At 72.0% G+C, this 25,556-nt stretch carries 23 protein-coding genes; 14 read left to right on the top strand and 9 right to left on the bottom strand.

Annotated elements, in window-relative coordinates; genetic code table 11:
* Positions 1–401 precede the first annotated feature (401 nt).
* Together IT347_02595 and IT347_02590 are read right to left on the bottom strand one after the other, a co-directional pair.
* A complete protein-coding gene (locus IT347_02595; protein MCC6348463.1) occupies positions 402–923 on the bottom strand; it encodes a hypothetical protein in 522 nt (173 codons plus the stop codon).
* Between the two features lie 43 nt (positions 924–966).
* A complete protein-coding gene (locus IT347_02590; GenBank protein MCC6348462.1) occupies positions 967–2,220 on the bottom strand; it encodes an MFS transporter in 1,254 nt (417 codons plus the stop codon).
* 154 nt (positions 2,221–2,374) lie between these two features.
* On the opposite strand from IT347_02590, the gene IT347_02585 reads away from it, so the two are divergent.
* From IT347_02585 to IT347_02570, 4 genes are all read left to right on the top strand, one after another.
* Positions 2,375–2,761 carry a thiol reductase thioredoxin gene (locus tag IT347_02585; GenBank protein MCC6348461.1) on the top strand — a complete coding sequence of 129 codons (387 nt, stop codon included), beginning with the start codon at positions 2,375–2,377 and terminating at the stop codon, positions 2,759–2,761.
* A 59-nt stretch (positions 2,762–2,820) separates the two neighbouring features.
* Positions 2,821–2,970, top strand: a complete 150-nt coding sequence (locus IT347_02580) for a hypothetical protein (GenBank protein ID MCC6348460.1) — start codon at positions 2,821–2,823, stop codon at positions 2,968–2,970.
* Positions 2,971–3,000: 30 nt separating this feature from the next.
* Positions 3,001–4,497, top strand: a complete 1,497-nt coding sequence (locus IT347_02575; GenBank protein ID MCC6348459.1) for a glycosyltransferase family 39 protein — start codon at positions 3,001–3,003, stop codon at positions 4,495–4,497.
* Between the two features lie 119 nt (positions 4,498–4,616).
* Positions 4,617–6,203 carry an SDR family oxidoreductase gene (locus tag IT347_02570; protein ID MCC6348458.1) on the top strand — a complete coding sequence of 529 codons (1,587 nt, stop codon included), beginning with the start codon at positions 4,617–4,619 and terminating at the stop codon, positions 6,201–6,203.
* Positions 6,204–6,279: 76 nt separating this feature from the next.
* Here the strand turns inward: IT347_02570 and gcvP are convergent, their stop codons facing one another.
* The 4 genes from gcvP to IT347_02550 form a co-directional block, all read right to left on the bottom strand.
* Positions 6,280–9,177, bottom strand: a complete 2,898-nt coding sequence (gcvP, locus tag IT347_02565; protein ID MCC6348457.1) for an aminomethyl-transferring glycine dehydrogenase — start codon at positions 9,175–9,177, stop codon at positions 6,280–6,282.
* Positions 9,178–9,255: 78 nt separating this feature from the next.
* Entirely contained in the window at positions 9,256–10,602 is a 1,347-nt protein-coding gene (locus tag IT347_02560; GenBank protein ID MCC6348456.1) for a sigma-54-dependent Fis family transcriptional regulator, read from the bottom strand.
* A complete protein-coding gene (locus IT347_02555) occupies positions 10,602–12,320 on the bottom strand; it encodes an ATP-binding protein (protein MCC6348455.1) in 1,719 nt (572 codons plus the stop codon). Before IT347_02555 ends, IT347_02560 begins: the two co-directional genes overlap by 1 nt.
* Positions 12,317–13,429, bottom strand: a complete 1,113-nt coding sequence (locus IT347_02550; protein MCC6348454.1) for a hypothetical protein — start codon at positions 13,427–13,429, stop codon at positions 12,317–12,319. Before IT347_02550 ends, IT347_02555 begins: the two co-directional genes overlap by 4 nt.
* Before the next feature lie 353 nt (positions 13,430–13,782).
* On the opposite strand from IT347_02550, the gene IT347_02545 reads away from it, so the two are divergent.
* The 8 genes from IT347_02545 (at position 13,783) to IT347_02510 (ending at position 20,704) form a co-directional block, all read left to right on the top strand.
* Positions 13,783–14,427: a hypothetical protein gene (locus IT347_02545; protein ID MCC6348453.1), complete on the top strand. Its 645-nt coding sequence runs from the start codon at positions 13,783–13,785 to the stop codon at positions 14,425–14,427.
* A gap of 354 nt (positions 14,428–14,781) precedes the next feature.
* A complete protein-coding gene (locus IT347_02540) occupies positions 14,782–15,204 on the top strand; it encodes a GspH/FimT family pseudopilin (GenBank protein ID MCC6348452.1) in 423 nt (140 codons plus the stop codon).
* A complete protein-coding gene (locus IT347_02535) occupies positions 15,197–15,571 on the top strand; it encodes a prepilin-type N-terminal cleavage/methylation domain-containing protein (protein ID MCC6348451.1) in 375 nt (124 codons plus the stop codon). Before IT347_02540 ends, IT347_02535 begins: the two co-directional genes overlap by 8 nt.
* 8 nt (positions 15,572–15,579) lie before the next feature.
* Positions 15,580–16,170, top strand: a complete 591-nt coding sequence (locus IT347_02530) for a prepilin-type N-terminal cleavage/methylation domain-containing protein (protein ID MCC6348450.1) — start codon at positions 15,580–15,582, stop codon at positions 16,168–16,170.
* Between the two features lie 38 nt (positions 16,171–16,208).
* Positions 16,209–16,655 carry a hypothetical protein gene (locus tag IT347_02525; GenBank protein ID MCC6348449.1) on the top strand — a complete coding sequence of 149 codons (447 nt, stop codon included), beginning with the start codon at positions 16,209–16,211 and terminating at the stop codon, positions 16,653–16,655.
* Between the two features lies 1 nt (position 16,656).
* Positions 16,657–19,362, top strand: a complete 2,706-nt coding sequence (locus IT347_02520; GenBank protein MCC6348448.1) for a hypothetical protein — start codon at positions 16,657–16,659, stop codon at positions 19,360–19,362.
* Between the two features lie 11 nt (positions 19,363–19,373).
* A complete protein-coding gene (locus tag IT347_02515) occupies positions 19,374–19,769 on the top strand; it encodes a hypothetical protein (protein ID MCC6348447.1) in 396 nt (131 codons plus the stop codon).
* Complete coding sequence (locus IT347_02510; protein ID MCC6348446.1) at positions 19,766–20,704, top strand: hypothetical protein; 939 nt, start codon at positions 19,766–19,768, stop codon at positions 20,702–20,704. The genes IT347_02515 and IT347_02510 overlap by 4 nt, the downstream gene beginning before the upstream one ends.
* Before the next feature lie 31 nt (positions 20,705–20,735).
* Here IT347_02510 and IT347_02505 read toward each other — a convergent pair whose 3' ends face one another.
* Both IT347_02505 and IT347_02500 read right to left on the bottom strand, forming a co-directional pair.
* Positions 20,736–21,437 carry a class I SAM-dependent methyltransferase gene (locus IT347_02505; protein ID MCC6348445.1) on the bottom strand — a complete coding sequence of 234 codons (702 nt, stop codon included), beginning with the start codon at positions 21,435–21,437 and terminating at the stop codon, positions 20,736–20,738.
* 73 nt (positions 21,438–21,510) lie between these two features.
* Positions 21,511–22,374, bottom strand: a complete 864-nt coding sequence (locus IT347_02500) for a hypothetical protein (protein ID MCC6348444.1) — start codon at positions 22,372–22,374, stop codon at positions 21,511–21,513.
* Between the two features lie 191 nt (positions 22,375–22,565).
* Between IT347_02500 and deoD the strand changes: the two genes are divergently transcribed.
* Entirely contained in the window at positions 22,566–23,291 is a 726-nt protein-coding gene (deoD, locus tag IT347_02495; GenBank protein MCC6348443.1) for a purine-nucleoside phosphorylase, read from the top strand.
* Between the two features lie 129 nt (positions 23,292–23,420).
* Positions 23,421–23,834 carry a GNAT family N-acetyltransferase gene (locus IT347_02490; protein ID MCC6348442.1) on the top strand — a complete coding sequence of 138 codons (414 nt, stop codon included), beginning with the start codon at positions 23,421–23,423 and terminating at the stop codon, positions 23,832–23,834.
* Positions 23,835–23,906: 72 nt separating this feature from the next.
* Here the strand turns inward: IT347_02490 and groL are convergent, their stop codons facing one another.
* On the bottom strand, positions 23,907–25,547 hold the full coding sequence (groL, locus tag IT347_02485; protein ID MCC6348441.1) for a chaperonin GroEL: 1,641 nt from the start codon (positions 25,545–25,547) through the stop codon (positions 23,907–23,909).
* Positions 25,548–25,556: the final 9 nt, after the last annotated feature.

Genomic DNA, 25,556 nt, shown 5'->3' with positions numbered 1-25,556 from the left:
GCGGTTCCCGGGGCTGGACCTGGAGTCGGAGGTGGGGCACGCGACGACGTTCACGAAGAACCACAACCAGCGGTTCTAAGGAGAGCGAGATCTTCCGCTGGCTGTTTGCCCCCGTCGTGGCCGGGGCAGTGACGAAGGGGTTGGTGACCGGCCACCACGTCAGCCAGGACGGCACGCTGGTGCGGGCGAACCGCAGCTTCAAGAGCATCGAGCCGGAACGATGAAGCCATCGCAGCAGAAGCGAAACGAGTGCCACCCTCTCGGAGCCCACCCAGCCGGGGCTGTCCGCCCACGGCCGATCTTCGTCGGGGTGGTCAAGGTCATGCGTTTCGGTCTTTTTTCAGCAGCCTGCTGAAGGACTCTTGGCGGTTCGGCATCAGCCGCCCGGCCGCGGCGCCCGCTCACCTCCGCGCCGTCGCGAGCTTGCGCACCAGCGCCAGGTCGAGCCGGCCCGCCGCGCCCCAGCCGCGGACACCTTCGGGGATCGCGGGGCGGAAGGCTTCGTAGAGCGCGTAGGCCTCGGCGGCCAGCGCCGCCGGAGTGCGCGAGCGCGCGAGCGCGCGGAACGCCGTGCGCACGTCCTCGAGCGCGTCGCCGAACTTGCCCGCCAGGTAGCGCTCGACGGCTGCGGGGTCCTCCGGACGCTCCTTCGCGACGGCCCGCAGGCCCGACTTCGTCTCGACGACCGGCACCAACCGGCCGAGCAGCTCGACCGTGCGCTCGCGCGGCGGCTTCTTCCTCCCCGCCGGCTCCTTCGCGGGCTCGGCGAGCCTGAGGCGGCGCGCCTTCGCGGCGGCGTTCATGCCGGCGACGGCCTTGCCGAGCGTGAGCGCCGCGGCGTGGTCGTATCCGAGCCGCTCGGCGACGACCGCCGCCCACAGCGTCATCACGGGGGCGCGATTGATCATCAGGCTCGAGGTCATGCCGTCCTCCCTCGGTTCCGTGGCCCGCAGGCGCGGTCGCGCGTCAGCCGGTCGTCTCCTCCCGGCGGTGGGCGCGCAGCTCGGGCGTGCGCGCCGCGATCCAGCCGGTCGCGAGCAGGCAGCCGATGCCGCCCGTCACCACCGAGATCGGCGCGCCCCAGGCGTTCGCCACCAGGCCCGCCTCGAGCTCGCCGAGCTGCGGCCCGCCCATGAAGAACATCATGTTCACGCTCGTCATGCGCCCGCGCATCGCGTCGGGGGTCGTGAGCTGGCGGACGATGTTGCGGATCACCGTGCTCACGGTGTCGGCCGCGCCGGTGACGGCGAGGCACGCGAACGTGAGCGCGAACGAGCGCGAGACGCCGAAGGCGATGGTCGCGAGCCCGTAGCCGGCCACCGCCCACAGAAGGACCCGGCCGCGGCGGTCGATGTGCGGAATGGCCGGCGCGAGCACGAGGCTCATGAGCAGCGCGCCCGCCGACGGCGCGGCCGCGAGCAGGCCGTAGCCGTGCGCGCCGACGCGCAGGATGTCCTGCGCGTAGATCGGCAGCAGCGCGGTCGCCGAGGCGAAGAACGTGGCCACGAAATCGAGCAGCATGGTGGAGCGGATGAGCGGCGTGCGGAACACGAACGCGAAACCTTCGCGCGCGGCGCGCAGGCTGATGTCGGGCGAATGTCCCGGCCCGCGCCCCGGCACCTCGCGCATCAGCAGCAACGCGCCGATCACGCACAGGAACGACAGCGCGTTGAGCAGGTACGCCCAGCCGACGCCCAGCGCGGCGATCACGATCCCGCCCGCGGCGGGGCCCACGACCGAGGCGGCCTGGAACATGAGCGAGTTGAGCGCCAGCGCGTTGGGCAGGTCCTCGCGCGGCACCAGCGTCGGGATGAGCGAATGGCGCGCGGGGCCGTCGAACGAGCCGAAGGCCGAGCCGACGGCCGCGAGCACGTAGAGCGGCCAGGGCGAGCGCGCGCCCGAGAAGGCCAGCCAGGCGAGCGTGCCCGCCGCGAGGGCCATACCCGTCTGCGTGACCAGCATGAGCCGGCGGCGGTCGAGGGCGTCGGCCAGCACGCCGCTGACCATCGAAAAGCCGACGATCGGCACGACGCGGACGAGCCCCACCAGGCCGAGGGCGAGGCCGCGCTTGTGCGGCGGAACGAGCAGCGAGACGTGCCACAGCAGCGCGGCGTTCTGCATCATCGAGCCGGCCGTGGAGGCGAGCTGGCCGAACCAGAGCAGCCGGAAGTTGCGATGGCGCAGCGCGGCCAGCGCCGGCGAATCGGGGAGCAGGGACATGGAAGGGGGCACGGTAGCACGCGGACGCGGGATCGCCTTCGCCCCCGGCGCTGCGGGGTCGAAACCCCGGCACGCCGACGGAGCCGGCGGCCCGGCACCGGCCGCGAATCCTTTTGCCGCCGGCCGACTCCTACTGGCCGAAAGGAGATCCTTCGTGCCGACCATTTCAGTCACCCGCGACAACTTCGAGTCCACCGTCCGGCAGGGCCTCGTCCTGCTGGACTTCTGGGCGGGCTGGTGCGGCCCGTGCCGCACGTTCGGACCCGTCTTCGAGGCCGCCTCGTCCCGGCATCCCGACGTGGTGTTCGGGAAGATCGACACCGAAGCCCAGCCCGAGCTGGCGGCGGCGTTCAACGTGCAGGGCATCCCGACGCTCGCGGTGATTCGCGACGGCGTGCTGCTCATGGCGCAGGCGGGCGCGCTGCCCGCGGCGGCGCTCGACGAGGTGGTCGAAAAGGCGAAGGCGCTGGACATGGCCGAGGTCCGGCGCGCGATCGCCGAGGAAGCGAAGTCCGGCGGCCCGCCGGAGGGCGGCGCCTAGCCATGTGCTACCGGACCAGTTGCCGCACCTGCGGCAAGCCCACGTATGCCGGGTGCGGGATGCACATCGAGATGGTGCTGGCCGACGTGCCGCGCGAGCTGCGCTGCCGCTGCCGCGAGGAGCGCGAGGCGGCGCGCCGCGCGGCCCGGGCGGCGCGCCGCGCCGCCGGCGGCGGCCGCTCGTGGTGGGAGCGCCTGCTGCGGAAGTAGGATGCGGTCCGCCCGCGAGGACCGCATCCCATGAAGCCGGACTCACCCACCGATCCCCAGCGCCTGCGCCCCGCCCACCGGGCGGCGCTGGGCGCCATTCTCGTCGCCGGAGCCGTGGCGCGCGTCTTCGAATCCGGGCGCGCGCCGATGTGGTTCGACGAGATCTACACGACGTGGGCGGCCCGCGGCGGCGCCGCCGCGGTGATCGCGCGCATGGCGCGCGACGTCCATCCCCCGCTGCACACGCTGCTGGTCGCCGGTTGGGAGGCGCTGGGCGGCGAGTCCACGCCGTGGCTGCGCTCGTTGTCCGTCGGCTTCGGGCTCGCGACGATCGTCGCCGTGTTCCTGCTCGGCCGCGCCGCCTTCGGCGCGCGCGCCGGCCTCGTGGCGGCCGCGCTGCTCGCGGTTCACCCTGTGCACGTCTACTTCTCGCAGGAGGCGCGCGTCTACGCGCTCTTCTGGCTCGAGCTCACGGCCGCCTGGTGGCTCGCGTGGCGCTGGCTGTCGGCCGGCGGCGCGCGGTACGCGGCGGGCTACGTCGTGGCGGCGACGCTCGCGCTCTACACGCACTACCTCTCGGGGCTGATTCTCGCCTTCACCGGGCTGGCCGGACTTCTGCTGGCCTGGCGCACGGACGGAACGCGCCGGCGCGCGCTCGGCTGGATCGGACTGCACCTGGTCGTCGCGGCGCTGTTCCTGCCGCAACTGCCGACCTTCCTGCGGCAGAACGCCCGGCTCGAGGCCGATCACTGGACCGGGCCGCCCGACGCGCGCGACCTGCGTGACTGGCTGCGCCACGCCTCCGGGAGCGTCACCTACCTGATCCCGGTCTTTCTCGCGCTCGGCGCGCTCGCGTTCCGGCGCGCCGCGGACCGCCGGCCCGCGGCGTTCCTCGCGTTCGTCGGGGTGGCGCCGGTGCTCGCCGCCTACTGGCTCGGCACGCGCGGCGCGCACGTCTTCACGGCGCGCTACATGTACTACGCGGTCCCGCCGCTGCTCGCGGTCGCGGCCGCCGGACTCGTCTCGCTGGCCGACCTCGCGCGGGACCGGTCCGCGCCGGTCCGCCTCGCGCCGTGGCTGCTGTTCGTGGGGCTGCTCGGCATGGAGACGCGTTCGATCGCGCTGCGCGGGCCCTACGGCGAGGCGGCCGACCTGGCGAGCGCGAACCGCCTGCTGCGCGGCTCCGTGCGCCCGGGTGACATCGTGTTCTGCGCCGACACGCACGCGCTGCTGTTCCTCGTCCATCACGAACCGCGGCTGGCGCGCATCCAGCTGCTGTGGTTCGACGCGAAGTTCCCCTACTACGAGGGCGCGCTCGTGATCGCCGACTCGCTGCGCGTCGGGCCCGCGGCGTTCGGCGAGCCGCGTCCGGCGGGCAGCCGCTGGTGGGGCGTGCGCGTGCGCCACGGCGGGCGCAACGGAACCGAGGCGGCGGCGCTGTTCGACTCGGCGGCGGCGGGCCGCTCGCGGCATTTCGGGAGCGTCACCGTGTGGGGGCCCGAGGCCGGAGGCGCGCCCACGCCGTGACGCCGCGGGGTGGCGGCCGCTGCGCACTCCCCCGGGGGGATCGCGGGACCTTTTTTGGCGGACGCGTCCCGCCCGCCACGGCTGGGCCGCGCGGCGCCGCTCGACTACCCTTCCACGCCATGACGAATCCCGACGACGCTCCGCGGGCCGCCGATTCGAGCGCGCCCGCGCCAACGCCCGAGCGGCTGCGCGAGGCGCTCACCGTGCTCGAGCAGATCGCCGCGAACCGGCGGCTGCTCGAACCGCTCACCCGCGAGGAACGCCGGCGGCTCGCCACCGCCGCCGGCACGGTCTATCACCCGACTCCCGCCGACCGGCGCCGGCTCGTCAAGGAGATGGCGCGCGCGCGCAAGGAACGGGCGGCGGAGCGGGATGAACGCGCGCTGGAGCGCTCGGGCATCCGCACGCTGCGCCGCCGGCCCGTCTTCACGACGCCCGACGCGGCGCTGCCGGCGGGCGCCAGGGAGTTCTCGCCCGAGGATCAGGTGGCCGATCCCGCGAACACCGTCGCCGAGCGGGAGCAGAACTGCTACGTCTGCAAACGCGACTACACGACGCTGCATCCGTTCTACGACCAGCTCTGCCCGGAATGCGGCGAGTTCAACCTTCGAAAGCGCGGCGAGCTGGCCGACCTGCGCGGCCGCGTCGCGCTGGTGACCGGCGGCCGCGTCAAGATCGGCTACCAGGCCGGTCTCAAGCTGCTGCGGTGCGGTGCGCGGCTCATCGTGACGACGCGCTTTCCGCGCGACTCGGCCGAGCGTTACGCGCGTGAGCCGGATTTCGCCGGGTGGCGTGACCGTCTCGAGATCTTCGGGCTCGACCTGAGGCACACGCCGAGCGTCGAGGCCTTCTGCCGTCACCTGCTGGCGACGCGCGACCGGCTCGACTACATCGTCAACAACGCCTGCCAGACGGTGCGCCGGCCGCCGGAGTACTACGAGCACATGCTCGCGGGCGAGACCGCCTCGCACGCGCACCTGCGGCCCGAAGTGCGCCGGCTGCTCGGGGCCTACGAGGGCCTGCGCGGCTATCACCTGCTGCCCGAGGGCCCGGGCGCGCCGCCCGTCGCGGCGGATCGCGCCCTCCATGAGGTGGCGGGCCTCACGCACGCCGCCGAGCTTTCGCAGGTGCGGTTGCTGCCCGAGGAGCGGCGGGCGCAGCAGGACCTGTTTCCGCGGGGACGCCTCGACCAGGACCTGCAGCAGGTGGACCTGCGCGGGCGCAACTCCTGGCGGCTGCTGCTCGACGAGGTTTCGTCGGTCGAGCTGCTCGAAGTGCAGCTCGTCAACGCGGTCGCGCCGTTCGTGCTCAACGCGCGCCTCAAGCCCCTGATGACGCGGACGCCGGAACGCGACAAGCACATCGTCAACGTCTCGGCCATGGAAGGTCAGTTCTACCGCAAGGCCAAGACCACGCGGCACCCGCACACGAACATGGCGAAGGCCGCGCTCAACATGATGACGCGCACCTCGGCGGCCGACTACTTCCACGACGGCATCCACATGAACAGCGTGGACACCGGCTGGGTGACCGACGAGGACCCGGCCGTGATCGCCGAGCGCAAGGCGGTCGAGCACCGCTTCGCGCCGCCGCTCGACATCGTGGACGGCGCGGCGCGCATCACCGACCCGATCGTCGCCGGCGCCAACACCGGCGTGCACGTCTGGGGACAATTCCTGAAGGACTACCGGCCGACGCCGTGGTGAGGAAGGGCCCGCCGCGGGAAGCGGCCCCCGGGCGCGGTCCCGGGGGCCGCCCGCGTTTCGGCGTTCGCGCGCCGGCTCAGGCCTGCGCGTACTCCTCGATCGGCGGGCAGGCGCAGACCAGGTTGCGGTCGCCGTAGGCGTCGTCCACGCGCCCGACCGACGGCCAGAACTTGCGCTCGCGGACCCACGGCAGCGGGAACGCGGCGCGCTCGCGCGAGTAGCCCCGCGACCAGCCGTCGGAAACCACCACCTCCATCGTGTGCGGCGCGTGCTTGAGCGGATTGTCGGTCTTCGACAGCCGGCCCGCCGCGATCTCGTCGATCTCGCCGCGGATCGCGACCAGCGCCTCCACGAACCGGTCGAGCTCCGCCTTCGACTCGCTCTCGGTCGGCTCGATCATCAGCGTGCCGGCGACGGGGAACGACACGGTCGGCGCGTGGAAGCCGTAGTCCATGAGCCGCTTCGCGATGTCGCCGACCTCGACGCCACTCGCCGCCTTCAGCGGCCGCGGGTCCACGATGCACTCGTGCGCGACCGTACCGTTGCGGGCCCGGTAGAGCACCGGATAGTGCTTCTCCAGGCGCTTCGCGAGGTAGTTGGCGTTGAGGATGGCGAGCTTCGTGGCCTGCGTCAGGCCGGCGGCGCCCATCATCATGATGTACATCGTCGAGATGGGCAGGATGCTGGCGCTGCCCCACGGCGCGGCCGAGATCGCCCCGATCGCCTTCTCGCCGCCGGTCGCGATCACCGCGTGGCCCGGAAGGAAGGGCGCGAGGTGCTTCGCCACGCCGATCGGGCCGACGCCGGGTCCGCCGCCGCCGTGCGGAATGCAGAAGGTCTTGTGCAGGTTCAGGTGGCAGACGTCGGCGCCGATGTCACCCGGACGGCACAGCCCGACCATCGCGTTCATGTTCGCGCCGTCCAGGTACACCTGTCCGCCGTGCTCGTGGATCGTCCTGGTGATCTCGACGATGGCCTCCTCGAACACGCCGTGCGTGGACGGATAGGTGACCATCAGCGCCGCGAGGTCCGACGCGTGCTGCGTCGCCCTGGCGCGAAGATCGGCGACGTCAATGTTGCCGCTGGCGTCGGTCTTGACGACGACCACCTCGAGTCCGGCCATGACCGCGCTGGCGGGGTTCGTGCCGTGCGCCGACTGCGGAATGAGGCACACGCGACGGTGGCCCTGGCCGCGCGACTCGTGCCAGGCGCGGATGACGAGCAGACCCGCGTACTCGCCCTGCGAGCCGGCGTTCGGTTGAAGCGACACGGCGTGGAAGCCGGTGATCTCGGCGAGCGCGCCCTCGAGCCGGTCGAACATCGCCCGGTAACCTTTCGCCTGTCCGGGGGGCGCGAACGGGTGGAGCGCGCCCATTTCCGGCCAGCTGATCGGCAGCATCTCGGAGGCCGCGTTCAGCTTCATCGTGCAGCTGCCGAGCGAGATCATCGAGTGCACGAGCGACAGGTCGCGCGACTCCAGCCGCTTCATGTACCGCATCATCTCGGTCTCGGTGTGGTACGAGCGGAAGACCGGGTGGGTGAGGTACGGCGACGTGCGCGCATGCCGGGCGCCGAAGGCGTTCTTCGCCGCGGCCGCGGGGATCGGCGTGGACGACGACGCGCCGCCCGCGAAGACCGCCAGCAGGTCGGCCAGGTCCGCCTCGCCCGCGGTTTCTCCGAACGAAACTCCGATCGTGCCGTCGGCGAAGTAGCGCAGGTTGATCCGCCTGGCCTCGGCGGCCTCGCGGATCGCGGACGCCGGCCGGTTCGGCTTCACGTGCACGGTGTCGAAGAACTCGTCGGCCAGCACCGCGTGCCCGAGGTCCCGGACACCGGAGGCGAACGTCGCGGCCATCCGGTGAACGCGCGTCGCGATGCGCGCGAGCCCCTCGGGCCCGTGCCACGCCGCGTAGAAGGCGGCCATCACGGCGAGCAGCACCTGTGCCGTGCAGATGTTGCTGGTCGCCTTCTCGCGGCGGATGTGCTGCTCGCGCGTGCCCAGCGCCATGCGAAGCGCCGGCCGGCCGCTCGCGTCCTTCGAAAGCCCGATGATGCGGCCCGGCATCTGGCGCTTGTACTCGTCGCGCGTGGCGAAGAAGCCGGCGTGCGGACCGCCGTAGCCGAGCGGCACGCCGAAGCGCTGCGAGTTGCCGACCGCGACGTCGGCGCCCCAGTCGGCGGGCGAGGCCAGCAGCGTCAGCGCCAGCAGGTCGGTCGCCGCCACGACGAGCGCCCCGGCGGCGTGGACCTGCGCGGCGAGCGCGCGGTGATCCTGGATCGCGCCGCAGGTGTTCGGGTACTGGACGAGCACGCCGCAGACGTCGGCGTCGAGCGTGAACGCCGCCGGGCTCTGGACCTTGACCGTGATGCCGCGCGCGCGGCCACGGGCCTTCACGACGTCGATCGTCTGCGGGTGGCAGTCGTCGGCGACCAGGAACGTCGTGCGGCCGCCGAGCGTCGCGTGCACGAGCTGCATCGCCTCGGCGGCGGCGGTCGCCTCGTCGAGCATCGAGGCGCTCGCGATCGGCAGGCCGGTCAGGTCGGAGACCACGGTCTGGAACGTCAGCAGCGCCTCGAGCCGCCCCTGCGCGATCTCGGCCTGGTACGGCGTGTACGCCGTGTACCACGCCGGGTTCTCGAGCACGTTGCGCTGGACGACCGCCGGGGTGTGCGTGGCCGAGTAGCCCATGCCGATGAAGTTCCGCCAGATCTCGTTGCCCGAGACCATGCGGCGGAACTCGGCGAGCGCCTCCTGCTCCGACATCGGCGCCGGCAGCGCGAGCGCGCGCGGCAGGCGGATGTTCGCGGGCACGGTGGCGTCCACGAGCTGGTCGAGCGTCGCGTATCCGAGCGTTGTGAGCATCGCCTTCACGTCGGACTCGGAAGGCCCGTTGTGTCGCGGGACGAACGAATCGGGGCTCGGCAGGGCGGTCACGGCGGAACTCCTGTCACGGGCGCGGGGCGCCGGGTGCATGCGTCGGGTGGGTGGGGTTCGAACCGAGCCGGCAAGTTATCAGCCCCGGCGGGCGCGGGCGAACGGTGCGGCGCGGCGTTACTCCTCGGCCCGCAGGCCGAGCTGGCGCATCTTCTTGTAGAGGTGGCTGCGTTCGAGTCCGAGCCGCGCGGCGGCGCGGGTCATGTGCCCGCCCTCGGCCGCGAGCGCCGCCTCGACCTGGCGCCGCTCGAAGTCGCGCACCGCCTCGGCCAGCGGTTGTGGCGACTCGGACGGCGCGGCGCCCGGCGCTCCCCCGCCGGGCAGCACCGCGCGGACCTCGGCGGCGCCGAGGGTCATGCCCGGGTTCATGATGAGCAGGCGCTCGACCAGATTGCGCAGCTCGCGCACGTTGCCCGGAAACGGATGCCGGCGCAGCGCCTCGAGCGCGGCGGCGCTGAACGCCTGCGGTCGCCTCCCGGTCTCGCGCGCGAGCCGTGCGGCGAAATGCTCGACCAGCAGCGGCACGTCCCCGGACCGTTCGCGCAACGGCGGCACGTCGATCGGGATCACGGCGAGGCGGAAGTACAGGTCCTCGCGATACGCGCCGGCCGCGACCGCGGCCGCGAGGTCGCGGTTCGTCGCCGCCACCGTGCGCACGTCCACGCGGATCGCACGGCTGCCGCCGACGCGCGTCAGCTCGTTCTCCTGCAGCACGCGAAGCAGCTTGGTCTGCGCGCGCGCGCTCAGGTCCCCGACCTCGTCGAGCAGCAGCGTTCCGCCCTGCGCCTCCTCGAACCGGCCGCGCCGGGCCTGCGTCGCGCCGGTGAAGGCGCCGCGTTCGTGCCCGAACAGCTCGGATTCGAAGAGCTCCTCGGGGATCGCCGAACAGTTGACCGCCACGAACGGCATCGCCCTGCGCGGGCTCGAGGCGTGCAGGGCGCGCGCGACCAGCTCCTTGCCGGCGCCGTGCTCGCCGCGGATCAGCACGCGGGCGGGCGAAGGGCCGGCGAGCGCGATCTGCTCGAGCAGTTTGGCGATCGCCGGCGAACGGCCCACCAGCGGCACCGCCCAGGGCTCCTGCAGCCGGCGGTTCTCCGCCTGCAACGAGCGCGTCGTCGCGGCATTGCGCAGCAGCACGAGCAGCCGTTCGAGCGCCACGGGCTTTTCGAGGAAGTCGAACGCGCCGAGCCGGGTGGCCTGCACGGCGGCGTCAATGGTCGCGTGGCCCGACATCATGAGGACCGTGGTCTCGGGCGCCTGCCCGCGGATCTCGGCGAGCAGGTCGAGGCCGCTGCCGTCGGGAAGCCAGACGTCGAGCAGCACGAGATCGTAGGCCTCGCGCAGCTTCGCGCGGGCCTCGGCGACGCCGCCGGCGTCGTCCACCTGGTAGCCCTCGCGCCCGAGCGCGCCCTTGAGGCTCGCGCGGATGTTCGGCTCGTCGTCCACGATCAGCAGGGTCGGCATCAGGCTCCTCGCGAAAGCGGCAGCCGGATCGTGAACGACGTGCCGCGCCCGGGCGCGGAGTCCGCTTCGATCGTGCCGCCGTGGTCGGTGACGATGCGCTCGACGATGACGAGCCCGAGCCCGCTTCCCTGCGCCTTGGTCGTGAAGCCGGGCACGAAGAGCCGCGCCTTCTGCTCCGGGCTCAGGCCCGGGCCCTCGTCCGCGACGACCAGCTCGAGCGAACCGCCGGCGGCGCGAGCGGCGAGGCGGACCCGGCCGTCCGGCGCGGCGGCGTCGAGGCCGTTCTGCACGAGGTTGACGAGCGCCTGCCGCAGTTGCGCGCGGTCGGCGGAAGCGACGATCGGCCCGGCCGGGGGCGCGAGCACCAGCCGGCCTTCCGCCGACTCGTGCGCGAACAGCGCGCCGACCTCCGCGAGCAGCGCGCCCGGATCGCACGGCGCGGGCGCGGGCGGAGGGAAGCGGCCGAGGTCCGAGAACTCCTTCAGCAGGCGCTTGAGCGACTGGACCTCCTCGTCAATCGTGCGCACCGCCCGGTCGAGGATCTGCGGGAAGTCGGGCCGGCCCTGTTCGTACGAGCGCTTGAGGTCGGCGACCGACACCGCGATCGGCGTGAGCGGATTCTTGATCTCGTGCGCCACCTTGCGCGCCATCTGCCCGTAGGCCGCCTGCCGTTCGTTCGCCACCAGCCGCTCGCGGTAACCGCGCAGGTCCGCCCGCATGCGCTCGAGCGCCGCGACCAGCGCCTGCACCTCGCGGACGCTCGCGAGCGTGAGCGGTTCGTCCCATTCGCCGCGCGAGATGCGTTGCGAGAACTCCGCCAGCCGCTCGACCGGCCGCGAGACCTGCAGAGACCAGGCGAGTCCGAGCAGCACGGCGACGGCTCCGGCGAGCAGCGCGATCACGAGCGTGGTCGTGCGCAGCGCCGCGAGCGTCGCGTCGGTTCCGGCGGTCGGCACCAGCCCCGCGATCCGCACCTGCGGGCCGCCGCCCGGAGACAGCGTGTCGCGCCGTGCGAAGTACGAGGCGCCGCCGAGGCGGATGCGTTCGGGCCCGCTTCCTCCCCGCGCCGCGAGCGCCGCGGCCCCGGGCAGCGTGCCGGCCAGCGGCCGGCCGGCGGAGTCCCACAGCGCCAGCTCCACCCCGCTCGTTTCGCGAAGCTCCGCGAGGCGGAGCGAGTCGAGCAGCAGGCCCCCGCGCACGAGCCCGACCGGCGCGTCGCGATAGGTGATCGTCGCCGCCGCATCGAGCGCCAGCGCGCGGCCGGCGGCCGGCGGCGCGAACTCGAGGCCCGGGGTGCGCCGGGGCGCGAGCGTCGCCGCGTCCACGGGCTCGCGACCCGGGCGCGGGCGGGCCAGCGGCGCCGCACCCCCGTCGGCGACGACGGCGCCCGCGGTGTCGGCGACATAAAGGTAGTCGAGGCCCAGCAGGTACTGCTGCGTCGCGAGCTGCTCGCGCAATGACGCGCCTCCCGCGGATTCGACCAGGTAGAGGCGCTTGAGCTGCGCGTCGTCCGCGAGCAGCGCCAGCCGTCCGGTCAGCCGGTCCGCGTCGTCGTCGAGTTGTGCCCGCATCACGTGCAGGGCCGACGCGAGCCGCGCGGACGCCTGCGCGCGCACCGTGGACTGCAGGCGCTGACCGATCAGCAGCATGGCGACGGCGAGCGGCACGATGGCGACGAGCGCGAACCCCGCGATCAGCCGCACGCGCAGCGAGTTCATCGCCGTTCCGTCCCGGGAGCGCACTGGAGCAGGTTCGCGAACGCGTCGGCCCCGAGCGCCTGCACGTCGGCGGCGCGTGCCCGTGCGCACAGCACGGGACAGCGGATCGCGAGAACGCGCTCGAGGCGCAGTCCGGGATCGCCGGCGACGAGCGCGTCGGTGCGCGCCGGCGACAGGTCCTCCCACCCGATCGAGACACGGACGGCGCCGGCGGCGGGCCGGCCGCGGTTGAGGAACGCTTCGAGCGCCGCCCAGCCCGGGAGTCGCCGGTCCACCTCGTAGCCGGGAGCGGCCGTCCCGCCTTCGCCGGCCGTGTGCGAGATCGAGGTGTCCCGCGGGCCGGACCCGTCATCGCCGCGCGGGAGAAGCTCCAGATCGAAGCCGAACACCATCTCGTTCAACCTCGCGAGGTCGGCCGCGACGCGCGCGTGCGGCGGGGCTGACGTGCCCGGCCGCGTGCGCGCGACGATCCGCCCGCGCGCGAGCTGCCCGCGCAGCAACTCGAAACCGGAGGTGAGCTCGCGAAGTCGCGCCGAGGGCTCGCCGGGCCAGAAGACGGCCATATCCAGATCGCCCCTCTCGAGTGCGATCTCCTCGTCGGTCCGGTCTCCGAACGTCCGCACGATCAGCGTGTCGGGCCAGCGCGTCGTGGGCGCGAGCGAGTCCGCCGCGACCAGCCGCAGGCCGCCGCCGGGCAGCGGCTCGCTTCGGTAGTCGCGAGGCAGCGTCGCCGGCTCGATCCCGGGCGAGGCGCAGGGCGGCACGAGCGCGCGACGCACGGAGGCCGGCAGGCCGACGCGCAGCGTCGCGACGGGCAGGAGGGGCGCGGGCTCGAGACGCACCTCGAGACGCGCGAGGCGCTCATCGGCTTCGATGCGGCCGTGCTCGAGGCGCACGCTCGCGAGCGTGCCGTCCAGAACCTGCTCGATCCTGCCGACGGCCAGCTCGCGATGCCGGTCGAGAATGCGCACGAGCATCCCCGGCACGATGGCGCCGGAGTCCGGGGCGGCGAGATACACGCGCTCCTGCGCGACCCAGACGACGCGGGGCGCAGACGGCGCCGCCTCACCCGCGCGCGGCGTGAGCAGCGCGATCGAGAACGCACACAAGAGCGCTCCGCGCGCGATGAGGCGCGTGGCCCGCCTCCCACCGCGGCGCGTGTGCGTCGTCTCGTCGCCAGCGTGTCCGATGCTCCACACTCGAGGAAACCCCCCGTCGCACTTTCAGATGCGGACGCTCCCGCACCCTCGGGCGCCGCTTCGGCGTGTCCATCGTGACACAAGCAACGATGTCCCGAGTAGGCCCGATTCTGCCAATCGTCTGCGCGCCAAGCGATTGTCAGTACGGCACGCCACTTGGAATACGTGACCGCGCGAGGGCGGCACGAACCGCCCGACGATCGGGGCCGAACCCGGCACGGCGGCCCCGGCGGTAACTCACCCGGGCCGGAGGAGCGGGTGTCATGCGGGAGCGGAACGAAGTGACGGAGATCCGCGAGCGGTTCGCGGACGGCGACGGGTACGAAGCGCAGGGGACGGAAGCGGCGCGCTGGCCGCGCACGGTCGGGCTCTTCACCGTGCTCTTCACGGCCGCCGTGGCGGCGGGTCTGGCGCTCGCCGGCTGCGGCAATCGCGGCGGCGGCGGGGCCGCGGCGGAATCGAGCGCCGCGGTCGCGAGCCCGGCAGCGGCCACGCCCTCGCAGGCGGCGGGCACGCAGGTGGCTTCCGCGCCGGTCGCCTCGGGGCTCTCCGCGGGCGACCTGGCGGTGAAGGAAGGTCTCCCGCCGGACCTCTCGGTGACGGTGCCGGACACGCTGGTCGCGCCCGGCGAGGTCGTCGAGTTCAGGGTCGTGGGCACGACGGACGTGAGTCAGGTGGCCCTGTCGGACGGGCGGGACGAGCCGCTGCCGTTCGTGCGCGATGCCGGCACGGACACCTGGCGGGTCCAGTATCGCGTGCCGCTGCACCCCCGGCAGGACCGCTTCGGCGTCTCGGTCACGGCCAGGACCGACCTCAATCGCTGGCGCCGGGTGTGGGTCTTTCTCCACGTCGAACGAGGCGACACGACCGCGGTGGACAACCCGGACGAGATGGAGGACCGGGACTAGGTTTCATCCTGCAATGCGCCGTGCGCGGCCCCGGGCCATCACCGGGGCCGCGTTCGTTTCGGCGGCGCGCGGAACCGGCTGGGTGACGCCCCCCACCCTCTCCGATCCCTGGGCCATTTCCCGTGGGACGCCGCGGGACCGCGCCGCACTTCGCAAGGCGTGCCATTGCGTTCTTCAGCGCAGCGCGACGCGAAATCCCGCAAGTGCTGAAAACTCGGTGCCGCCGGAAATTTTCCGCGAGGTCGTCGCGTGTGGCACCTCGATTGCGCTGACCTCCTTTCGAACCACCGGCCGGCGATGGCCACGATCCACCGGAAGGCCCCCCGTCTTCCCGAACCCGAGGAGGCAAGCCCGATGCGGACGACCCGGCACGATGCGAGCGGCTTCTCGCTTCTCGAGCTGATGACCGTGATCACGGTCTTCGGCCTCCTGCTCGCGATCGCGGTCCCGACCATCGGGGGCCAGCTTCGCACGGCCCGCCTGAACGGGGCCCTGAGCACCCTGCAATCCGACCTTCGGTACGCGCGGTCGCTCTCGACCGCGCAGCGCAGGACCTACGAGATCCAGTTCGCTTCGAACACCTACTCCATCGTCCGCGTCTCGCCGGCGAAGGTCGTGCGCACGCGCGAACTGCCCCGCGGCGTCGCCTGCGCGTCCACCGACACCGCCACGTTCTATCCGTGGGGACTCACCGAGTCCGTCACGATCACCGTCAGCGACAGCCGCCGTTCGGACGTCCTGCGGCTGTCCTCCAATGGGAGCGTCTCCCGTGACTGAGCGTATCCACACGGCCCCGCCCGCGAACGAGCGCGGCATCTCGCTCATCGAGCTCATGGTGGTGCTCGTCGTGGTCGCCATCGGCGTACTCGCCCTGTCGGCCGTGCAGACGCGCTCGTCCACCGACGTGTACGCGACGGGCCGCCACACGCGCGCCCTCCAGGTTGCCCAGACCCGCATGGAAATCGCCCGCGGCGCCGGCTTCGCCGCCGCTCAGACGGACTCCGGGTCGGCCGACGGCTTCAACTGGTGGACCGCCGTGGATTCCGTGGACGTCGGCCTGCGGCGCGTGAACGTCTCCGTTCGCTGGTCCGAGCACGGCGAGGCCCGCTCGGTCCAACTCCTCAACCTGCTGGCGAAGCGATGAGGTGCCCCGTGATTCGGTCCGCCCACCGTCTCGAATCGGCCCGCGGCATGACGCTGGTCGAGCTGCTCGTCACGATGAGCATTCTCGGCGTGGTGCTGATGGTCGTGACCGGCATCATGCTGTCCACGAGCCGGGTCGAGGGACGCACCGTCCGGCGCGCCGAGGTCCAGGCCTCGAGCCGGCAGGCGCTCGCGCTCATGACCACCGAGCTGCGGCAGGCCGGCGCCGACCCGAGCAGCCCGCCCGTCGGCATCACGGCCGTCGTGAGTGCGGATTCGCACCTGGTGCGCGTGCGCGCCGACCTGAACGGCGACGGGACGATCCAGACCGCCGAGCCTTCCGAGGACGTGACTTACCACTTCGTGGACACCACGGGCGTCGTGACCCGCGACCCCGGCGCGGGCCCGGCGACGGTCCTGGCCAACGTGCGCGACCTGCAGTTCGCCTACTTCGACGCGGCCGGGCAGCCGATAACTCCGCTGCCCCTCAGCCCTGCGAACGCCGCCCGCGTCGCCGCCATCGGACTCACGGTGACGACCGAGAACCGCGACTCCGCCCCGATGACGCTTTCGACCCGGATCACGCTGCGCAACCGATGAACCGGCCCACCCCCGAAGCCACCCGGAGGACACCCCTCATGACGACGCGCATGAACGACGAACGCGGAGCCGCCATGGTCCTGGTGCTGGGGGTGCTGGCCGCCCTCGCCGTGCTGGCCCTGGTGGTGATGAACATCGTCACCGGCGAGAAGCGCACCGAGTCCACGGAGTACTCGAACAACCGCGCGTTCTACTCGGCCGACGCGGCGGGCGAGGCGGGGGTGGCCTGGATCCGGCGCCAGGGCAATCCGCCCTCGCTGGTGGACACCTCGAGCCACGTGTCCGTGTCCACCGCCTTCACGTCGCTCAGCAACGACAACCGCTACAAGTTCGACGTGCGCTACGTGCGCCGGCGCTTCCTGCCCGGGTACAGCCTCGACTACCGGAACTACGAGTACGTGGTCGAAGCGAGCGGCGCGAGCGCCCAGCAGGCGGAGTCCGCCGTCGAGCTCGGGGCCACCCGGCCGTTCAAGGAGGGCTACTGACATGCGAACCCGACTTCATGCGCACGCGCTCGCCTGCTTCGTCGCGGCCGGGCTCGCGATCGCGGGCCCGGTTCTCGCCGCGTGCGACCCGCCGCTCGTGGTCAGCAGCTCGGGGGGCCGCGCCAAGGTCATGATCATCCTCGACAGCTCGTACAGCATGAACGAGGCGATGTGCTCGGACGACTACGACCCGGGCGTGACCTACACCGGCAACTTCACGAGCGGTTCGACCTACAACGTCTCCTCCGACGGCACGTACACGCCGTCGAGCTTCAACTCCGGCTGGCCGACGTCGCCCGGCGCCTACCTCGTGAACAGCGACCAGGGAGAGCGCGGCCAGTACAACGGCAACTACCTGAACTGGGTGTTCTTCCACGCCACCGCGACGCAGCGCGCCGCGATCCCGGCGGTCACCCGCATCCAGATGGCCAAGCAGGCGGTGAACACGGTCATCGGCAGCGGCTCGGGCGCCGATTTCGGCGTGATGATCTTCAACGGCGACAACGGCGGCTCGCTGCTCTCGCCGATGGGCACCGCGACGGCGACGATCCAGTCGCAGGTGAACGCGGTGGACGCGAACTCCTATACGCCGCTCGCCGAGACGATGGTGACAACGCTCAACTACCTCAGCACCACCGGCGCCTCGGCCCCGATCCAGGCGAGCTGCGAGAAGACGTTCATCGTCATGGTGACGGACGGCTTCCCGACGAAGGACCTGAACGTGCCGGCCTACCTGCAGGACTACGACCAGGACGGCCAGGACCCCGGCAACTGCACGTCCATGGGCACCGGCATGCCGAACTCGATGGACTGCTCGGGCTACGTGGACGACGTCGCCGCCTACCTGTACCGCAACGACCTGCGCCCGGACCTCGACGGCTTCCAGAACGCGACGACCTACGTGATCGGCTGCGACCTCGACGCGCCGATCCTGCAGTCCACCGCGGCCAACGGCGGCGGCGCCTACTTCAGCGTCAAGAACGCCGCCGGCCTCGCCGCGGCGCTCGACCAGGTCTTCGACCTGATCGCCGCGCAGATGGCGGCCTCGGCATCGGTGTCGGTCGTCTCCGCGGAGGACCGCACGAACAACCGTCTCTTCCGGGCGCGCTTCGAGTCGCAGTCCTGGCGCGGTTTCCTCGAAGCCTATGACCTGCCCTACAAGGCCGGCGACGCCCCGGTCTGGGAGGCGGGCGGCCAGCTTCAGGGGCGCAGCGCCGGCAGCCGGACCATCTACACGTCCTCCACGGGCACCAACCGGACCGATTTCACCAGCGGCAGCGCGGCCTCGCTCATGACGCTGCTCGGCGCCGCGGACGTGACCGACGCCGGCCAGATCATCGACTACGCACGCGGAAACGCCGTCACGGGCACGCGCGACCGCGGAAACTGGAAGCTCGGCGACATCGTGGACGCGGCGCCCGCCATGGTCGGCAAACCGACCGGCTTCAATCCGTTCCTCAACTACGCGGCCTTCCGCGCGGCCAACGCGGCGCGGCCGGAGATGCTCTACGTGGGCGCGAACGACGGCATGCTGCACTGTTTCGACGCGACGACCGGCTCCGAGCAGTGGGCCTACGTCCCCCGCACGGCGCTGCCGAAGCTGCGCGACCTGATGAGTCCCTCCTACTGCCACGAGTTCTTCGTGAACCTCACGCCCACCGTCTTCGATCTGTACGTGAACGGCGGGTGGAAGACGGTGCTCGTCGGCGGCCAGGAGCGCGGCGGCAGCGGTCTGTTCGCGCTCGACGTGACCGATCCCGCCGCCGGCAACGTCCAGGTCCTGTGGGACGTGGACCTGGGCGCCCTGAAGGGCTCGTGGAACACCCCGACGCTGGTGCGCGACCGGACGCTCAACCGCCACGTGCTGGCGGTCGGAACCGGGCTCGCCGCCGCCGCGTCGCAGGCGAGCCTGCTGGTGCTCGACCCCGCGAACGGCTCGGTCCTCTCGACGCTCGCGCTCGGGTCCGCCGTGGCGAACAACAAGCTGACGAAGGCGACCGCGATCGACACCGACTTCGACGGCTACGACGACCTGCTCTACCTCGCCGACCTCGCGGGCCGCGTGTGGCGCGTGAACCTCCAGTCGAACCCGTGGTCGGCGACGCTGCTCTTCGACGCCGGCAAGCCGATCCAGGCCGCGCCGGTGCTGACCATGGACCAGCAGGGCCGCGTGATGGTGTTCTTCGGCACCGGCCGCTACCTCGCGGACGCCGACCTCTCCAACACCGACTCGCAGGCGTTCTACGGCATCGTGGACGACGGTTCGGGCGCGACGGTTTCGGCCTCGAACCTCGTGGACCAGACGTCCAGCATCTCCGCGGTGACGAGCGGCAAGAGCGGCTGGTTCGTGACCCTCGTGCAGGCGAGCGGCGAGCGCGTCACGCGCCGCCCCGCCCTGATCGCCGGAACCGTCTACGTGCCTTCGTTCCGGCCGAACTCGGGCTCGTGCATGGACGGCGGCGAGTCGTGGCTCTACAGCTTCGATTACAAGGACGGCTCGGCCCCGAGCAACGCCAACGGCTCCGAGAACAACACCACCGCCGGCCGCGTCGAGTCGAAGGGCGCGGGCATCCTCGCCGACCCGTCGGTGGACATCGTGAACGAACAGCTCGTCCTGCAGTCGTCCAACGCCAGCCTGCTCACCAAGAGCTTCAACGCCGGCCTCAAGCGGCTCGTCGTGCGCTCCTGGCGGCAGAAGTGGAACTGAGAGGAGCGACCATGCGCCACACTTCCGGCGTCATCCTTGTCCTCGCGCTCGCGTCCACGGCGGCGCTCGTCACCGCCGCGGTCGCCGGCGAGAACGCGCGGCTGCGCCGCACCCTCGCGAGCCCGCGCCTGCAGTCGCGCGTGACCACGTTCTCCGGCCAGCTGAACGGCCCGATCGCCTCCGAGATGCGGGTGGACGGTGTCACCTACCGGGTCGCGCCCGACGTGCGCATCTTCGAGCTCGGCCGCGGCGCCATGCCGTCCGGCACTTCGTATTTCGACCGCGTGGCGACCGTCTCGGGCGTCCGGGTGCGCGAGACGTTCATCGTCCAGAGCGTCATCGTGCGCCCCGCCGCCTGGAGCACGCGCGGCACCACCGGCATCGAACCGGCCGACGCGCCCCGATGACCGCCGCGCGCACGGAAGCCCGGGGCCCCGGCACGGAAAAGCCGCTCGCGGCCGCCGCCGTGCTCGCGCTGGCCTGCCTGTTGTCGGCCGGTTGCGCGCAGTCGCCGCGCACCGCGGCCCTCTCCGCGGGCTACGGCGGCGCGACGCTGCGCCTCTCGCCGGCGCCCGCGTTCTCGGGCACGCGGTTGCTGGCCACGCTCGGAGAGGACGGGCCCGACCCGGCGACCTTGCGCTTCGAATGGCGACGCAACGGCCGACAGCTCGAAGGCGTCACCGGCCCCGAGCTCGAGCCGTCGAACTTCTCGAAGGGAGACCGGATCGCCGTGTGGGTCACGGTGCCCGCGGCCGCCGGCGGCCACGCCCGCGAGCTGAGCGCCGAGACGAGGATCGAGAACTCCGCCCCGCGCATCACGAACCTCGGCATCGCGCTCGAGAACGACCCGGCCGGCCCCCAGTTGCGCGCGAGGGCCGAGAGCGTGGATCCCGACGGCGACACCCCGCGTCTCGAATGCCGCTGGTCGGTGAACGGCGAACCGGTCCGCGGCGCGAACGGCACGAGCCTCCCCGCCGCCCGGCTCGCGCGCGGCGATCGCGTGGAGCTCAGCGCGGTCGCGCACGACGAGGACGCCGCGTCGCTCGAAGCGACCGCCGCCTTCACCCTGGAGAACCACCCGCCGGCGTTCACGTCGCAGCCGCTGGCCCCGAAGGCCGCCGACGCGACGTTCGAGTACCGCGCCAGCGCCTCCGACCCGGATGGCGACCCGCTCGTCTATTCGCTGGTGCAGGGGCCCGCGGGAATGACGGTCAGCCCGCAGGGCGACGTGCGCTGGGAACTGCCGACGGGCGCCGATCGGCGCGGCGAGCACTCCGTGCGCCTGCGCGCGACCGACCCCGGCGGTGGCGAGGCCGTCCAGGAGTTCACCATCCGGCTGTGAACCGGCCCGCGCGCCGCCGCCCTCCGGGGCGTCAGGCGCGCGGTTCGCCGATGGCGATGATGGACTTGGGCACGAGCAGCACGCGTTCGATCTCGAAGCGCGCCTCGGGGAACAGCGCCCGCATCATCCAGCCGTCCACCAGGCGCACTTCCTCGACGAGCCGGATGGCCTCGGCCGCGTCGTGGCGCCGGTCGTACTGGCCGAGGTCCGTGGACATGAGCAGCCTCGCGCGCAGCGGAATCGGCAGCCAGTGGAAGAACGGCCACATGAAGTGCGGCTCGAACGGCGACCAGAAGTACGGTGTCTGCACGTAGTAGGCGGCGGCGACGCGGCGCAGCTCGGAGGCGAACGCCGCCATGCGCGGCCACTCGCCGACGTGTTCGATCGCCGAGTTCGAGTGCGCGAGGTGAAACGCCTCCGGACCGATGCCCGCGAGGTTGCAGCCATCCCCTTCGAGGAACGCGAAGCGCCCGTCTTCGGCGCCGCGCGCCATGCCCGGCAGGTTGAGCACCGAGACGTGCAGTCGGAACGTGCTCCACGCCGAATCGGGCAGGATGGACCAGTACTCGCGCGTCCCGCCCACGTCGAGCACGCGCACCTCGCCGTGGCGCGCGTGGAGGCGGGTCAGCAGGCCGAGCAGCGGCCGCAGGCGGCGGCGGCGGAGTCGCGAACCCAGCGAGCGGGGGTTTTCGTAGTCGGCGAGGCGGACCGCGAACTCTCGCAGGGAACCCATTCGGCCCTCGGGGAACGAAGCGTGACGAGCAGGACGTTGCGGGCGGCGAAGGTCGGGTGCGCCGGACGCGCCGTCAAGCGTGCGCGGCGGGGCGGCGGCGCGCGCGGCGGCGCGCCACCACCCACGCCAGCACGACCGCGTCGAACACGACCGCGAGGGCCAGCGCCGCCACCGCCTTGATCGCGAAGGGCCGCTCGGCGAGGACGGACATCCACGCCGGCGGACGGGAAAGATTGAAGACGCGCCAGTTCAGGCCCGCGCGGGCGAGCAGCTTGGACATCGGCAGCGCTTCGTACGAGTACACGCGGTACGCGCCGAAAAAATGCGCACGCAGCGGGTCGGCGTCGGCCGTGTCGCGTTCGGCCAGCGCCCGCGTCATGGCGTCGCGGTCGAGGACGTCGCCGGAATAGCCGGCGACCCGGAAATCCCGGGTCGAGGTGTCGCCGCGGTCGAGCAGTTGCGTGACGCTGTCGGCGCTGTTGATCGAGTCCACGAGGATCTCGCGTCCGCCGAGCCGGATCGAAACGAGCGTGTGCACGCCCTGGAGGCGCCGGTCGTAGAGCGTGACGCGTGTGGCGTCGAAGCCGAGACGCTGCAGCAGGCTGACGATCACGCGCGTGCCCTCGCCGCACAGGCCCTCGCGCGCGGCCAGCAGCCAGGCGGTCTCGTGGCGCAGGAAGGGCCGGTGCGCGTAGTCCAGCGACTTCCACTTCGCCCGGTCGCACACGAAGTCGGCGCGCACCGTCCGCGCCACCCGTACGGCCGTCGCCTGCGTCACCGGCAGCCCGGCAAGATCGTGGGCGCGCAGGTAGCGGTCCACGGCCGCGTCCTCTCCGCGCTGCCGCAGGGCGAACCCTGCCGCCGGCAGGAGGCTCGCGAACAGCACGGCCACGAGGGCGATCCTTCGCCCCGGGCTCCCGCCGTTCACGCCCGCCATGGAATCGCCTCCGGTTGCCCTGTGTTCGGTCGGAAGTCCGCACCGCCCTGCGGCCCGGGGGCCGCGCCGGACTCGGGCCCGGGAGCCCCCCGGGGGGACGCCCGCACGGTTTCGAGAGGCGAAAAGGCTAGTCGTCCGCGCTCCCGCGGGTCAACTGCGGAGCGGGCCGCAATCCGGTAAAGTCCCCGCCCATGTCCACACCGCACATCAGCGCCCGGCCCGGCGACTTCGCCGACATCGTCCTCATGCCCGGCGATCCCCAGCGCGCCGAGCACATCGCCAACACCTTCCTCAAGGACGCCCGGCGGGTGACCGAGGTGCGCAACGCCTGGGGATACACCGGCACGTTCCAGGGCAGGGCCGTCTCGGTCATGTCGCACGGCATGGGCATTCCGTCGTGCTCGATCTACGCCACCGAGCTGGTGCGCGAGTATGGCGTCAAGTCGCTGATTCGCGTCGGCAGCTGCGGGGCGCTGGCGGGTGACGTGAAGCTCGGCGACGTCATCGTCGCCCTCGGGGCCTCGACCGACTCGAAGGTGAACCGCGTGCGGTTCCTCGGTCACGACTTCGCCGCCCTCGCCGATTTCGGGCTGGTCGAGCGCGCGGTGTCCGCCGCGCGTGCGGCCGGGGTTCCGGTGCGCGTGGGCAACGTGTTCTCGACCGACTTCTTCTACACGCCGCAACCGGAAATCTTCGACGTGGTCGAGAAGTTCGGCATTCTCGGCGTCGAGATGGAGGCCGCCGGTCTCTACGGCATGGCGGCCGAGTACGGCGTGCGGGCGCTCACGCTGCTGACCGTGTCGGACCACATCCGCCGCGGGGAGCACCTTCCGCCGGACGCGCGGCGCACGAGCTTCGACGCGATGATCCGGATCGCGCTGGCGACGGCGCTCGCGGAGCCCGTTCCGGGCCGGTAACCCGCGCGTTCCCGCCCGGGAGGCCGGCGGGTCCGCGACCGGCGCGAGGGAGGCGTCTTGGAAGAGCCCAGGGTCCGCCCGGCGACGCCGGCCGACGAACAGGCGCTCGGCCGCTACGGCGGGGCGCTGATGCGCCAGCACCACGAGTTCGATCCGCTGCGGTTCATGCGGGGGGAAAACCCCGAGGCCGGCTACGGAAGGTTCCTCGTCTCGCAGCTCGCCGAACCGGAGTGCGTGGTGCTCGTCGCCGAGCGCGCCGGGTGCGTGATCGGGTACGCGTACGCGGGCCTCGAGCCCACGAGCTGGAAGGAACTGCGCGCCGCCTGCGGCTACCTGCACGACGTGTTCGTGGACCCGGCGGAGCGGGGGGCAGGGGCAGGTTCGCGACTCGTGCGCGCCGCGATTCGCTGGCTCGAAACCCGGGGCGCGCCCCGCGTCGTGCTGCTGAGCGCCGCGCGCAACGAGTCCGCTCAGCGGCTGTTCGAGCGGCTCGGTTTTCGCCACACAATGGTCGAGATGACGCGCGAGGCCGGCGGCGACTAAGAACGAAACGGTCCCGGGAATCCATTCCCGGGACCGTTCGTCCGTCTGGTGCCGCCGTGGCGGAAGCTCGGACTAGAAGTCCTCGCCGCCGTAGCCACCCGCGCCGCCGGGAGCCGCGGGAGCCTTCTTCTTCTCCGGGATCTCGGTGATCAGCGCCTCGGTCGTCAGCAGCAGGCTCGCGACCGACGCGGCGTTCTGCAGCGCCGAGCGGGCCACCTTCGTCGGATCAATGACGCCGGCCTCGAACATGTCCACGTACTGCTCGGAGTCCACGTTGAAGCCGACCGTCTTCTTCTCCTTCTTCACGTGCTCGACGACCACCGAACCCTCGAGTCCGGCGTTCTCGCACAGCGTGCGAAGCGGCTGCTCGAGCGCGCGCTTGACGATCTGCACGCCGATCTTGAGGTCGCCCTCGAGCTCGGTCGTCAGCGTGTCGAGCGCCTTCTGGGCACGCAGGTACGCCACGCCGCCGCCGGGCACGATGCCTTCCTCGACCGCCGCGCGGGTCGCGTGCAGGGCGTCCTCGACGCGGGCCTTCTTCTCCTTCATCTCGGTCTCGGTCGCCGCGCCGACGTTGATCACCGCCACGCCGCCGGCCAGCTTCGCGAGCCGCTCCTGCAGCTTCTCGCGGTCGTAGTCGGAGGTCGTGTCGTCGATCTCCTTCTTGATCTGCGCGATGCGGCCCTGGATGTCGGCCTTCTTGCCGCCGCCCTCGACGATCGTCGTGTTCTCCTTGTCGATCACGATGCGCTTGGCCTTGCCCAGGTCCTCGACGCGGGTGTTCTCGAGCTTGATGCCGAGATCCTCGGTGATGACCTTGCCGCCGGTCAGGACCGCGATGTCCTCCATCATGGCCTTGCGGCGATCACCGAAACCGGGCGCCTTCACCGCGCACACGTTGAGCGTGCCGCGCAGCTTGTTGACGACCAGCGTCGCGAGCGCCTCGCCCTCGACGTCCTCGGCCACGATCAGCATCGGCTTGCCGCGCTGGGCGATCTTCTCGAGGATCGGGAGCAGGTCCTTCATGTTCGACAGCTTCTTCTCGTAGAGCAGGATGAAGGCGTCCTCGAGGACGGCTTCCATCGTGTCCTTCTCGGTCACGAAGTAGGGCGAGATGTAGCCCTTGTCGAACTGCATGCCCTCGACGACGTCGAGCGTCGTCTCGACCGAGCGGGCTTCCTCGACGGTGATCGTGCCGTCCTTGCCGACCTTGTCCATCGCCTCGGCGATCATCTTGCCGATGACGGTGTCCGAGTTGGCCGAGATGGTCGCGACCTGCTCGATTTCCTTGTTGTCCTTGACCGGGTGGCTCTGCTTCTTGAGCTCGTCCACGACCGCCGTGACGGCCCGATCGATGCCGCGCTTGATGTTCATGGGCGACGAGCCGGCGGTGACGGACTTGAGGCCCTCCTTGAAGATCGCCTCGGCGAGCACGGTCGCGGTCGTGGTGCCGTCGCCGGCCACGTCGGACGTCTTCGACGCGACCTCGCGCACCATCTGCGCGCCCATGTTCTCGTACGGGTTCTCGAGCTCGATCTCCTTGGCGACCGAAACGCCGTCCTTGGTCACCGTGGGCGATCCCCACTTCTTGTCGAGCACGACGTTGCGGCCCTTGGGCCCGAGCGTGACCTTGACGGCCTTCGCCAGCGTCTCCACGCCGCGCAGGATTTCCTGGCGGGCCTGCTCGCTGAAGAGCAACTGCTTCGCAGCCATGATGCCTCC

The organism is Candidatus Eisenbacteria bacterium (genome assembly GCA_020847735.1).
Taxonomy (GTDB): Bacteria; Eisenbacteria; RBG-16-71-46; order RBG-16-71-46; family RBG-16-71-46; genus CAIXRL01.
The sequence above is the reverse complement of the archived record's forward strand: the minus strand, read 5'-3'. Positions and strand labels throughout refer to the sequence as shown.